Annotated in this window: 7 protein-coding genes; 2 read left to right on the forward strand and 5 right to left on the reverse strand. The window is 74.0% G+C overall.

Features of this window, described 5'->3' with window-relative positions; genetic code table 11:
• Positions 1–167: 167 nt before the first annotated feature.
• Both SCA03_RS06860 and SCA03_RS06865 read right to left on the reverse strand, forming a co-directional pair.
• Positions 168–815: a TetR/AcrR family transcriptional regulator gene (locus SCA03_RS06860; RefSeq protein ID WP_086814379.1), complete on the reverse strand. Its 648-nt coding sequence runs from the start codon at positions 813–815 to the stop codon at positions 168–170.
• 187 nt (positions 816–1,002) lie between these two features.
• Entirely contained in the window at positions 1,003–2,163 is a 1,161-nt protein-coding gene (locus SCA03_RS06865) for a C40 family peptidase (protein WP_030874638.1), read from the reverse strand.
• Between the two features lie 463 nt (positions 2,164–2,626).
• On the opposite strand from SCA03_RS06865, the gene SCA03_RS06870 reads away from it, so the two are divergent.
• Positions 2,627–5,248, forward strand: a complete 2,622-nt coding sequence (locus tag SCA03_RS06870; protein WP_086814381.1) for an ATP-dependent DNA helicase — start codon at positions 2,627–2,629, stop codon at positions 5,246–5,248.
• Positions 5,249–5,367: 119 nt separating this feature from the next.
• On the opposite strand, the gene SCA03_RS36745 is transcribed toward SCA03_RS06870, so the two are convergent.
• Complete coding sequence (locus tag SCA03_RS36745; RefSeq protein WP_086814383.1) at positions 5,368–7,344, reverse strand: M23 family metallopeptidase; 1,977 nt, start codon at positions 7,342–7,344, stop codon at positions 5,368–5,370.
• Positions 7,345–7,822: 478 nt separating this feature from the next.
• On the opposite strand from SCA03_RS36745, the gene icmB reads away from it, so the two are divergent.
• Complete coding sequence (gene icmB, locus SCA03_RS06880) at positions 7,823–8,233, forward strand: coenzyme B12-dependent isobutyryl CoA mutase small subunit (protein ID WP_030874632.1); 411 nt, start codon at positions 7,823–7,825, stop codon at positions 8,231–8,233.
• A gap of 331 nt (positions 8,234–8,564) precedes the next feature.
• On the opposite strand, the gene SCA03_RS06885 is transcribed toward icmB, so the two are convergent.
• Positions 8,565–10,163 (reverse strand): DUF5691 domain-containing protein, encoded by a 1,599-nt coding sequence (locus SCA03_RS06885; protein WP_371863898.1) that lies wholly within the window; start codon positions 10,161–10,163, stop codon positions 8,565–8,567.
• 930 nt (positions 10,164–11,093) lie between these two features.
• Positions 11,094–12,563, reverse strand: coding sequence for an SWIM zinc finger family protein (locus SCA03_RS06890; protein ID WP_086814387.1), 1,470 nt, complete (start codon positions 12,561–12,563; stop codon positions 11,094–11,096).
• Between the last annotated feature and the right edge of the window lie 312 nt (positions 12,564–12,875).

A 12,875-nucleotide genomic window follows, 5' to 3' on the forward strand; every position in this document is an offset into this window, starting at 1 on the left:
CCCCAGCCGGAAGGGCGCCCCATCAGGAAGGGGCTCAGCCGGAAGGCGGGCTCAGTCGGGAGGAGGGCTCCGTCGGGAAAGGGGGCTCAGCCGGAGGGGAGGGTCCAGCCGGAGGAGAGGGCTCGGTTGGGCCCGGTCGGGGAGGACTCGGCCGGAGGGGAGAGGGCTCAGCGTTCCAGGAGGAGGGCGAGCAGTTCGTCGACGAAACCGTCCAGCCGGGCCGGGTCCTTGCGGCGCGGCATCACCTGCCAGAGCGTCACCCGGCCGTGCACGCTGTACCAGAGCACGTACGGGGCCTCCGCGCGGGTGCCCCGCACCCGCCAGCCCGCGTCCTCGCACCGCCGCAGCGCCTGCTCCCAGCCGCGGACCAGCACCCCCGCCGGATGCCCGGGCAGCCGTTCGGCCTCGACCGGGGTCTGCCAGGTGTCGTACATCAGCCGGTACTTGGCCGGATGCTCGACGGCGTACCGGCAGTAGGCGCGCAGCTGGGCGCGGAGCCGCTCCAGCGGTTCGTCGTCCGCGGCGTCTGCGTCCGCCTCCGCCATGGCCTCCGCCAGCCGCTCGTAGTTCTGCGCGAGCGTCGCCCAGACCAGCTCCGTCTTGTCCGTGAAGTGCCGGTAGATGCTGGGCGCTGCGATGCCGACCTCGCGGGCGACGGCACGCAGCGACAGGGCGTCCTCGCTGCCCAGCTCCTCCAGCAGCCGTTCGGTGGCGCGCAGGATGTCGGTGCGCAGCCGGTCGCCCTGGCCGCGCGGATTGCGGGCTCTGGCGCCGCGCGTACCGCCCGCCCGCGCCCCGGTGTTCCGCTCACTCATCCGCCGCCGCCACCTCCCTCGGCCTTCCCGGCCGGCCCGCTCGCTCCGGCCGCCGGACACCCAGAGTAACCGGGGGCGGGGGACCTCGGGCCGGGACGGCCCCGGCCCACGGGCCCCGGCGGGCGGGCCGGGGGCCGGGGCGGACGAGGCCGGACGAGGCCGGACGAGATCGGACGAGGCCGGGCCGTCAGCCGGGGCGGACGGCGGAGTGCCAGGGCATGTAGTCGATCGACTCGTACCGCACGTTCGCCCCCGGCTTGGGCGCGTGGATCATCTGCCCGTCCCCGGCGTAGATGCCCACGTGGCTCACGTCGTCGTAGAAGAAGACGAGGTCACCGGGGCGCAGCTGGGACTTGGCCACCTTCGTGCCGACCTTCACCTGGTCGAAGGTGGTGCGCGGCAGCGACACCCCGGCCGCCTTCCACGCGTCCTGGGTCAGCCCGGAGCAGTCGTAGGAGCTGGGCCCCGTGGCGCCCCACACATACGGCTTGCCCAGCTGCTGCTTCGCAAAGGCGATGACCTTCTTCGCCTTGGCCGACTGGGAACCGCCCGGCGCGGGCGTCCCGGGCGAGGAGTCACCGCCCCCGCCGCTGCCGCCCGAGCCGCCGCCGTCCTCGCGCTCCCGCTCGCGCCGCTCCTTCTCGGCCCGCTCCTTGGCCCGCTCACGGGCCTCGGCCCGCTTCTTGCGCTCCTGCTCGGCGAGGCGGGCCTTCTCCTCGGCGGTGAGCTGCGACAGCAGGGTGCGCGCCTCGGACAGCTTGGACTGGATCTCCCGCTTGTCGCTCTTCAGCTGCTTCTGCGACGAGGAGAGCGACTTCAGCTGCGAGGTCGCCTCGGAGCGCTTGCGTGCGGCCTCCTTCTGCTGCTTCTCGAAGTCGTCGACGGCCTGCTTCTGGCGCCCGGTCATCCGGTCCAGGACGTGCGTCTGCCGGAAGAACGTCTGCGGGTCCTTGGTCAGCAGGAGAGTGGCCGTCTGCGAGATGCCGCCGGTGCGGTACTGCGCGGCGGCGAAGCTGCCGAGCACCCGCCGGGCGTCGTTCAGCTTGTCCGTACGGTGCGCGACCTGGTCGAGGAGCCCGTCCACGTGCGCGCGCTGCTTGTCCGTCCTCTCCTTGGCCGCGTTGTATCTCTGGGTGGCCGACCCCGCCTGCCGGTACAGGCTGTCGACCCGGTTCTGCACCTCGGAGAGGCTCGGCTTGTCCCCGTCGCCGGGCCGAGCCGGCGCGGCGTTCGCGGACTGGGAGAGCAGGGTGACGGAGGCGAGCGCCGCGGTCGTGAGACCGAGGGCGCTGCGGGTGGACAGGGCCGACTGAGGGGTACGGCTCCGCGGCTTGCGATGCGACGCCAAGGCCGGCGACTCCTTCCGTGGACCGCCTACCGGGTCAGCCGGGGGCATCGCCCGACCGAGGGCTGGGGCAGGGTTCGGGCTTCGGCCGGAAGGTGCCCTACGGCGGGAGCGGTGCGGCGGCCCGAGGGGTCCTGCCGTCCGATCCGCGCCGATTCACCCCTGGTGGTACGTGTGGGTCCCCGGTTCCGGTTCGACCGGACTCGGCGGGGGCCGCCCGTGCCGGCGCTTTCGTCGGCTGGTGGACCGGGCCGCCCGGCATCGCACCGTAGCGGTGTGTGGTGCTCCTGTGAAGGCTGGTGTGCGTTTCGCCGCTGTCTTTCCGTTATCTGCGCCTGCCCGTTCCGTGATCTGCACCGCATTTCCCGGCGGTTTCCTGGCACAGCCCCGCCGGGGAACGGCCCGGGCGGCCGGTTCGCGGGACCCCGGGACCACTGTCCCCGGGTCGGCCTAGACTCGGAGGACGATGAGCAGCCTCTTCGACGACAGTTTCCTCCGCTCCCTCGACGGCCCGGCGGCGGACGCCACCGGCCCGGACGCGGATGTGCCCCCGCCGCCCGAGGATCCCGAGGGCCACGGCGCCCCGGAGGAGGAGATCCCCGACGATCTCTTCTCCGGCTCGTTCGCGGGCGCGGGCGCCCCCGCCCGGGACGCGTACTACCGGAACGGCGCCGCGCGCCCCGCCGTGGACGCCGACGCGCTGCTGGACGGCATGAACGAGCAACAGCGGGAGGCGGTGCTGCACAGCGGGTCGCCGCTGCTCATCGTCGCGGGCGCCGGCTCCGGCAAGACGCGGGTGCTCACGCACCGCATCGCGCATCTGCTGGCGGCGCGGAACGTGCACGCGGGCCAGATCCTGGCGATCACCTTCACCAACAAGGCCGCCGGTGAGATGAAGGAGCGGGTCGCGGAGCTGGTCGGCCCGCGCGCCCAGTCGATGTGGGTGTCGACGTTCCACAGCGCGTGTGTGCGCATCCTGCGCCGCGAGAGCAAGAAACTGGGCTTCACCTCGTCGTTCTCGATCTACGACGCGGCCGACTCCAAGCGGCTGATGGCCCTGGTCTGCCGTGATCTCGATCTCGACCCGAAGCGGTTCCCGCCCAAGTCGTTCAGCGCGAAGATCTCGAACCTGAAGAACGAGCTGATCGACGAGGAGGACTTCGCGGGACAGGCCTCCGAAGGATTTGAGAAGACCCTCGCCGAGGCGTACACGATGTACCAGGCCCGGCTGCGCGAGGCCAACGCGCTGGACTTCGACGACCTGATCATGACGACGGTCCATCTGCTCCAGGCGTTCCCCGACGTCGCCGAGCACTACCGCCGCCGCTTCCGGCACATCCTCGTCGACGAGTACCAGGACACCAACCACGCCCAGTACATGCTGGTGCGGGAGCTGGCCGGGTCCGGCGCCGCCGAGGCGCCGCCGTCGGACGAGGCACCCGTGGAGCGGGCCGAACTGTGCGTGGTGGGCGACGCCGACCAGTCCATCTACGCCTTCCGCGGCGCCACGATCCGCAACATCCTCCAGTTCGAGGAGGACTACCCGGACGCGCGGACGATCCTGCTGGAGCAGAACTACCGCTCGACGCAGACGATCCTGAACGCCGCCAACGCCGTCATCGAGCGCAACGAGGACCGCCGCCCCAAGAACCTGTGGACGAAGTCCGGCACCGGCCCGAGGATCACCGGCTACGTCGCCGACACCGAGCACGACGAGGCCCAGTTCGTCGCCGAGGAGATCGACCGGCTCACCGACGAGGGCGAGGCCAAGCCGGGCGAGATCGCCGTCTTCTACCGCACCAACGCGCAGTCCCGTGTCTTCGAAGAGGTCTTCATCCGCGTCGGGCTGCCGTACAAGGTCGTCGGCGGGGTGCGCTTCTACGAGCGCAAGGAGGTCCGGGACATCCTGGCCTACCTGCGGGTGCTGGCGAACCCGGAGGACACGGTGCCGCTGCGCCGTATCCTCAACGTCCCCAAGCGGGGCATCGGCGAGCGCGCCGAGGCGATGATCGAGGCCCTGGCGCTCCGCGAGAAGATCACCTTCCCGCAGGCGCTGGCCCGGGTCGACGAGGCGTACGGGATGGCCGCGCGCTCGGCCAACGCCGTCAAGCGGTTCAACGCGCTGATGGACGAGTTGCGCACCGTCGTGGAGTCCGGCGCCGGCCCGGCCACGGTGCTGGAGGCCGTGCTGGAGCAGACGGGCTATCTGGCCGAGCTCCAGTCCTCCACGGACCCGCAGGACGAGACCCGCATCGAGAACCTCCAGGAACTCGCCGCCGTCGCCCTGGAGTTCGAGCAGGAGCGGACCGGAAGCGCCGGGGCGGCCGGGGAAGCCGGGGGCGCCGGAGAGGCCGGGGACGCAGGTGAAGCCGGGGACGCAGAGGGCGCCGGGGAGGCTGAGGGCGCCGGGGACGCCGGGGACGTGGTGTCCGGGGGCACCCTGTCGGACTTCCTGGAGCAGGTCGCGCTCGTCGCCGACTCCGACCAGCTCCCGGAAGAGGGCGCGGACGACGGCGTCGTCACACTGATGACCCTGCACACCGCCAAGGGCCTGGAGTTCCCCGTCGTCTTCCTGACCGGCATGGAGGACGGCGTCTTCCCGCACATGCGCGCCCTCGGCCAGGTCAAGGAGCTGGAGGAGGAACGCCGGCTGGCCTACGTCGGGATCACCCGCGCCCAGCAGCGGCTCTACCTCACCAGGGCCGCGATGCGCAGCGCCTGGGGCCAGCCCTCCTACAACCCGCCGTCCCGCTTCCTCGACGAGATCCCCACCGAGTACCTCGACTGGAAGCGGACCGCCGGCACCCTCGCCGGTGCGCCCGGCGGCGCCTCCTCGGTGTCCGCCTCCCTGTCCTCGTCCGCCAACGCCTCCGCGCGGCGCGGCCCTTCGGGCTTCGCGACGCGGCGGGCCGGTGACCGGCCGGTGGTCTCGCTCCAGGTCGGCGACCGCGTCACACACGACACCTTCGGCCTCGGCACCGTCCAGGCCGTCAAGGGCAGCGGAGACAAGGCGGAGGCCACCATCGACTTCGGCGGCGAGAAGCCCAAGCGGCTGCTGCTGCGCTACGCGCCCGTCGAGAAGCTCTGACCGGACGCGCGGGGCACCGCTTCCCCGCGCACTACCGCCCCGTCCCTCGATGAGGTGACGGGGCGGCAGTGCGTGCGGGACGGGGAGAGCGACGAGGACGGTGACCGAAGACAGGGTCCTCAGCTGATGTCGAGGCCCTTGTCCTGGAGCCACGGGATCGGGTCGACGGCCGAACCGCCGCCCGGCCGGACCTCGAAGTGCAGATGCGGGCCGGTGGAGTTGCCGGAGCTGCCCGAGTAGGCGATGGTGTCGCCCGCCTTCACCTCACCGGAACGGATCTTGGTGCTGCTCAGATGGCAGTACCAGGTCTGGGTGCCGTCCTTGGCGGTGACGATGGCCATGTTGCCGTAGGACATGTCGTACTTCGTCGAAACGGTGCCGTCGGTCGCCGCGTGCACGCTGGTGCCGTAGCTGACGGGGAAGTCGATCCCGGTGTGCACGGACATCCAGTTGACGCCTGCCTGGCCGTAGCGCGCGCTGAGCGTGTGGTCCTTGACCGGGAGCACGAACTTCGGCCGCATCGCCTCCTTGCGGGCGGCCTCCTTCGCCTTCCGCTCCTTCTCGGCCTTCTGCCGTTCCTTGAGGTCGATGCGCTCCTGGGTGCGGCTGGCGCGGTCCCGGAAGTCGGAGGCGTTCGCCGAGACACCGGACAGCTGGCTGTCGAGCTTGCTGTTGGCGGCGGACGGCTTCACCGGGGCACCCGCGTCACCCTGCGCGTCCGACGCGGTGGTGACCTTCTCGTCGTCCCCGCCGCCGCCCAGCACGGTCGCCGCGGCGGCCCCCGCGACGCCCATCACGGCGACCGACGGGACGGCGACCGTGAGCAGGGCCCGGCGCCGGGGCTTGGGCGAACGGCGGCGTCCACGGGACGAGGGCGCGAGCGGGGAGAGAGGGGCGGCGCCCTCGGCGTCCTCGGTGTCGGCGCTGTCGGCGGCGGCGTCGAAGTGCTCGGTGCTCTCGGCGGCCCGGGCGTCGGAGCGCGCCTCGCTCCCGGGGAACTCGGGGAACCGAGCGGGGAAGTCGTCTTGGAGGTCGGCGGTGACGGCGGCGAACTCGGCGGTGTCACCCGCCCCGTGGCCGGAGGCGTCGACGGGGCGTCCGGCCGGGGCAGCGGAGTCGTGCGGCGTCGCACTGTGCGCGTCCGGATCGGGGAAGCCCCAGGTGTCGGCCGTGTCGTACTCGTGCTGCGTGGCGAAGCTCCACTGGCCGGTGGCCTCCTGCGGAGCAGGGGAGGCGTGCGCGGCCGTGCCGGGGGCGAAGCCCTCGGGGCCGTAGCCGTGCTGGTCGCCCTCGGTGGCGTGGCCGCCCGCAGCGAATCCGGCGGTCCCGTCGGGAAGTCCGGTCCGCCCGTCCGCGAACGCGCCCTGCGACTCGGGGAGTCCGGCGTACCCGTCGAGGCCGTAACCGTCCGCGCCGTACGCGTCGGTGCCGTACCCGTCGGTGTTGTACCCGTCCGTTCCGTAACCGCCGTAGCCGTAGGCGGTGGGCGCGTGCTGCTGCTGGTAGCCGTTCGGGGCGTAGCCGTCGTGGGTGCCGCTGCCGTCCTGCACACCCCAGGCGCCCGTGCCCCAGGCACCGGTGTCCTGGACGCCGAACGTCCACTGGCCCGTGCCGTCGTCGGGGGCGGGACAGCCGCCCAGGGACCGCTCGGGTCCCGACCCGTCCGGAACGTGAGCCCCCGGGCCGACATGGCCGTGGCTTCCGGTGTCGTAGGCGGCCTGTCCGTACGGGTCGGAGCCGTATCCGTCGGCGTAGGCGGCGGAGCCATGGACATCCGTGCCGTAGGCGGCCGTTCCGTAACCGCCGGTGTCCCAGGACGACGAGTCCCAGGAAGCGGAGGTGTCGAAGGAGCCGGTGGTCCAGGCCCCGGCGTCGTAGGCGCCGGTGTCGTAGCCCCCGGAGTTCCAGGCGGCGGTGCCCTCCCAGGAGGCCCCGGCGTAGGCGTCGTTCGCGGTGGCGTATCCGGCGTAGGCGTCGGCGCCGTCGGGGGCGCCGTACTCCGACTGCCCGTGGGCCGCGTCGAAGGTGCCGTACGAGAAGCCGGAGGCGGAATCGTCGGGACTCGGGACTCCCGACGGATGACGGTCGTTCACCACCAACTTCTCTTTCGCCTCGGTGACAGGGGCGGAGCAGTGCGGGCGACTGTACCCGGCGGTCTGCGACGGCGACAATCTATCGGTGGTTTCGGCAGCTCAGGGGCGCGTGCGGCGGTGGACAGCGGGCCGCATACCGGTGGACAAGCGGCTGTTGCACCGTCCCGGCAGCTGTCCGTCATGCGGGGCCGGACGGGAACGGAACGCTCAACTCGCCCACCCGTCGGGGGCGGTGTGCGCTTCCCCGACGCGGAAGCGGAACCCGCGCACCGGCACGGCCGCCGGCCGCGCACCCTTTCGCCCGGTCCGCCGGGGCCTGCGCGGCCGTGCCCGTGTGATTTCCCCCTCCCTTCCGCGCGGGACAGGCCACGGTGCGGAATGCTGGGGATGCTGGGAATGCCGGCGATACCGTGCGTCAGCCCGCGGCCGCGATCCGGCCGGGGCATGGGCGTCGAGCTGATCGATCTGATGGAGGCAGCAGATGGGTGTGTCGGGTCCGATCCGTGTGGTCGTCGCCAAGCCGGGGCTGGACGGCCACGACCGTGGCGCCAAGGTCATCGCGCGTGCGCTGCGTGACGCCGGTATGGAAGTCATCTACACCGGGCTGCACCAGACCCCCGAACAGATCGTCGACACCGCGATCCAGGAGGACGCGGACGCGATCGGCCTGTCGATCCTCTCCGGCGCCCACAACACCCTCTTCGCACGGGTGCTGGAGCTGCTCGCCGAGCGGGACGCGGCCGACATCAAGGTCTTCGGCGGCGGGATCATCCCCGAGGACGACATCCCGGCGCTCAAGGAACAGGGCGTCGCGGAGATCTTCACGCCGGGGGCCACGACGAACGAGATCGTCACCTGGATCCGCGACCACGTCGGCCCCGTCGCCGCCTGAAGACCGCCGCCGGAAGCTCACCGTGGGAAGTCTCCGCCGCTGAAGTGCGCGGCTGAAGCCCGCGGCTGGGAGTCCACCGTCGGGAGGCCGTGGCTGGAAGGCCGCCGTCGGGAGTCCGCGGCTGGAAGTGCACCGCCGGGGGTCCGCGGCCGGGAGTCCACCGCCCGAGGAACACCCCCGGAGGCTCAGCGCCTGAAGCGTGCCGTTGGGCCGTTGGGCGCGGCGGCTCAGCGCAGGTGAAGCGTGCCGTCGGGGCGTCGGGCCTGCCCCGCCCGGACCGGCAGCCGCCGGCCGGGCGGGGACCCGTCGTCCGACCGACGGCGCGGGGAACTCAGCCGGCGGACTCCCCGGACCGGCCCCGGCCACCGCCCCCGGCGTCCTCGTCCGTCCCCGGGCGCAGTTCGTCCAGCATCACGGCGCGCAGGCGGAGCGTCGCCACCAGCCGGTGGAAGGACTCCGACCAGTACTCGGCCGCGCCCGGCGAACCGCCGGACCCCTCCTCACGGACCGCCGCCAGCGGAGCGAGCCGCTCCGCGTCCGCCGGGTCGAGACACCGCTCCGCCAGGCCCGTCACCCCGCTGAAGCTCCACGGGTAACTGCCCGCGTCCCGGGCGATCTCCAGCGCGTCCACCACGGCGCGCCCCAGTTCCGACGGCCACGGCACCCCGCACACCCCCAGGATCCGGAACGCCTCCGACAGCCCGTGCGTGGAGACGAAGCGCGCCGCCCACTCCGCCCGTTCCCGCTCCGGCAGCACCGTCAGCAGCTTCGCCGGATCGCCCGGACCCTCGCTGAGCGGTGCCGTCGGCGGGCCGATCAGGGCGCGCGCCCACTGCGCGTCCCGCTGCCGCACCGCCGCCGCGCTCCACGCACCGTGCAGATCGTCCCGCCAGCCGTCGGCCACCGGCAGTGCGACGATCCCGGCCGGTGACAGTCCGCCCAGCCTCTCGGGCCACACCCCCAGCGGTGTCGCCTCCACCAACTGCGCCAGCCACCAGGCGCGTTCACCCCGCCCGGAGGGCGGCTTGGCGACCAGGCCGTCCCGCTGCATGGCCGCGTCGCACGCGTGCGGTGCCTCGACGACGAGGCCGCCGTCCCCCAGCCGGTCCCGGGCGACACAGCTTCGGGACCGCTCCGCCATCCGGGCCGCCAGCGCCGAACCGGGCAGCGTGGCGAGCAGCTCGGCGGCCGTCGCACGGACGGTGCGGCTGCGGTCGGTCAGGGCACGCTCCAGAAAATCCTCATCCTGCGCGCTCAACCCCTGGCGCAGCGCGTCCAGGAACATCAGCCGGTCCTCGGCACGCTCCGTGCGCCACGTCGACGCCAACAGCTCCCGGCCCGCCGCCGGATCGTGCCGGCGCAACGCACCCAGCAGCGCGACCCGTTCGGCGAACAGGCCCTCCTCCCACAGCTGCCGCGCGGCATCGGCGTCCGCCCCGGACGACTGCTCCGGACGGACCCCGTGGGCGCTGTCCCGCAGCGCGAACCGCCAGTCCGGGTTGAGCCGGGCGAGCCACAGCGCCCGCGGGCCGGCCAACGCCAGGGCCTGTGCCCGGAGATCCGTACGCGCCCGGGCGGCGTCCAGCAGCGCCGGCAGCTCGGCCGCGGGCGCGCGGTACCCGTGCGCGTGCGCGGCGGCGAGCCACTGCGGCAGCAGTTCACCCAGGTCGGGGTAGGGGCCGCGGCGGCCCGCCGACGTACCGGAGCCGCCGCCCGCCCGGTTGGCCAGCAGCATGCCGAGCCGACGACAGGCCGCCTCCGGCGGCAGCGGACGGTCGTCCACCGGCGGTTGCGGCGGCCGTGTGCGGGGCGCCGCGGGCCGGGCACCCGCCCGCCGGCGCACCGTCTCGACGGCCGCCGCGTCCAGCAGCGCCGTCACACTGCCGCCCGGCGGCCGCCGCCGCTCGGCCCCGAGCAGCGCCGCAGCCACCAACTCCGGCCACACGGCCGCGCGCCCGGGCCCGTCCCCGTCCCTGCCCCCGTCCGCCGGACGTCCGGCTGCCGGTCCCGTGTGTCGTTCGGTTCGGGGAGGGCGGCCGGTGAGGCCCGGCTGTTCCTCGGTGCGGGGAGGTCGGCCGGTGGAGGGTGCGGCGTCGGACGGGGAGGTTCCGGCGGGGTCGGACCGATTCCCGGGGGAAGCAGGCCGGCTCCCGGGGGAAGCGGCGGGGGCGTGCGGTGCGGAGGTGTGCGGTGCTGAGGTGCGCCGGGGTGTCGGCGCGGTACGGGCGCGCGGCCGGTCCTGGCCGGTGCGGGCGGCATCGGTGCCGCGGAGCCCCGACGACGGCGCGGAACCGCTGCCGGGCCGGGTGCGGGAGCGGGGCGTACGGCCGGGCCGGGACGGTGTCGCGGCGGCCGTGCCGGATACGTCGGTCATGAGCTGCGTCCCCTCGTGCGAAATGCCGTGCTCTCGGTGGGGCGTCGTCCCCTGGTGGCTGTGGCGTCCCTTGGCGGGCGTGGCGCTCCTTGGTGCGCCCCTCTGGCGGTGCGGGCCCTGCCGGGACGGGGACGGGCGCCGGTGCGGGTGTCGGGTTCGGGCGGACCCGGAGCGGGCCGGGGCTCGAACAGGTCTGAGTTCCGAACGGGCGTGCGTCGCGGGCGGGTTCGTCCTCCGGCCGGGGGTCCGCCGTCCCGGCGCGGGGCGAGGCCCGGAACCCGGAAGAGGCCCGGGTCCGGGGCGGTTTCGCTCGCCCCGGGCGGGTTTCCCCTCGGAGAGGTGCGCGCTTCGGAGAGGTTGTCGTCCGGTGAGGTGTGTGGTGCGGAGAGGCCCGTGGTGTGAAGGGTTCGTCGTTCGGAGGGGCAGTCCTCCCGCAGGGGTGCGTTCGGCAGGGGCCGTCGTTCGATAGGGGTGCGTCGTGCGGTGTCACAGGGGGACGGCGGTTGTCGTGCTTCCGGTCCAGGCCGTGTGCGGGGTGAAGCCGCGGTGGCCGCATTCGCCGAAGACGGTGAGGGGGCCCTCGGCGGACAGCGCGGTGAGCTTCCACAGCGTGGCCGGAGCACACCAGGGCGCCACGGGGAGGGCGAAATCCCCGTCTGCCGAGGCGAGTTGCCACTGCGCGTCCGTCGTGCCCGTGTCGTCCCGGTCCGCCGGGGGCGGTACCGGTGCGACCTCGCGCAGCACCACGGGCCAGCCCTCCAGCCAGGGGTCCTGCGCCAGGGCCTGCCCGTAGGCGTCGAGCGCCTCCGGAATGGTGCCGCCCGGTGGCCGGAAGCCCGGCACGGGCGCCCCGTGCCGTTCGCCCAGGGCCGCCCGCAGCGGGCCGGCGCCCGGGTAATAGGCCAGCTCGGCGTCGAGCGTGGCGCCGACCGGCAGGGCCTGCTCGGGCGCGCGCCCGGCCGCACCGTAGGAGAGCAGGAGCGCGGGGCGGCCCGTGCGCTGCCCGTACAGCCATATGCGGCGTACCAGGAGCCGGCCCTCCTCGGCGTCCCGCTGTGCCAGGACGAGCCAGCCGTCGCGTATCCGTGCCGAGTCGTCCGCCAGTACGTCGGCCGCCTCGACGGTGCGGCCCACGCGGGACTCGACGGTGCGGGCCTGCGCCTCCGGCAGCGTGTCGATGCGACGGTAGGCGCGCGCCAGCAGATGCAGCAGCGCGCACTCGGCCAGCAGCCGCTCCGGCCAGCCCTCGCCCGAAGCGGGCACGGAACCCAACTCCCGTACGCGCGCGGCGAGTCCGGGCGCCTGTGCGTCGACCATCCGGGCGGCCGTCTCCTCCCACGGTGCGTAGCCCGCCCGGTCGGCGTCGGCCAGCCCGCCGCGCAGCACGTCCGCCAGCCGCTGCTCCAACTCCTCGGCGCCGGCCGCCATCCGCTCGGCACGCTGCCGGGCCCGGCGCCGCGCGGCCTCGGCCCGTGCGCCGTCCGCTCCGCCGGGCGCCTCCCCCCGCGCGCCCGCGCCGTCCTCCGCCCTCCCCGACGCCGCGCCGCCGGCGCCCGCTTCGGCCGCCGCGCGGGCCGCCTCCGCCTTGCGAGCGGCTCTGCGGCTGCGCGACTCCAGCCAGGCGCCGGCCCACTCCGGTGGCTCCTCCGCCGTGTCCGGGACGGCCTGTGGTTCCTGCGCCCACAACAGCAGAAGGCCCAGTGCGTGCTTGCACGGGAACTTCCGGCTGGGGCAACTGCACTTGTAGCCGGGGCCCTGACCGCCGTCGAGGTCGACCACCGTCTGGTACGGCCGGCTGCCGCTGCCCTTGCACAGGCCCCAGACGGCGGAACCGTCGGTGCCCGTGGCGCTCCAGGGCCGTGCTGTCGACAGCTTGCTCCCCGCCTTGCGTGACGCCGCGTCGGGCGCCAGCGCGCTTATCTGCTCCGCTGTCCAGCGGACCGTCTGTCCACCCATGCCGACGACGGTAGGCACGGGCACTGACAACGCCCGCCCGCCGACGCCGCCGACGCCGACACCGCTGTCGAGGGCCGTGCGGACGGCCCCGCACACCGATGCGCCGTCACGCGACGGAGGACGTCGCGGGCGATCCCGCTCCGGACGTCGAACGGGCCGCCTCCACAGATCGTTTCGACGGGGCGCCTCGACAGGCCGTCTCCGCGAACCCTCCAACAAGCCTCCTCCGTGAGCCGTTTCCGCAGGTGGGCGCCATTGTCAGTGCCGGGGTGCACAGTTGGGGACAGTTCGGCGGCGTGCCGGAGCCGAGGG

It is taken from the genome of Streptomyces cacaoi (assembly GCF_006539165.1).
Lineage (GTDB): Bacteria > Actinomycetota > Actinomycetes > Streptomycetales > Streptomycetaceae > Streptomyces > Streptomyces cacaoi.

Bases quoted from the DNA above. Each gene is read 5' to 3' on its own strand.
- SCA03_RS06870 (WP_086814381.1), top strand. From the start codon at position 2,627: ATGAGCAGCCTCTTCGACGACAGTTTCCTCCGCTCCCTCGACGGCCCG.
- icmB (WP_030874632.1), top strand. From the start codon at position 7,823: ATGGGTGTGTCGGGTCCGATCCGTGTGGTCGTCGCCAAGCCGGGGCTG.
- SCA03_RS06860 (WP_086814379.1), bottom strand. From the start codon at position 815: ATGAGTGAGCGGAACACCGGGGCGCGGGCGGGCGGTACGCGCGGCGCC.
- SCA03_RS06890 (WP_086814387.1), bottom strand. From the start codon at position 12,563: ATGGGTGGACAGACGGTCCGCTGGACAGCGGAGCAGATAAGCGCGCTG.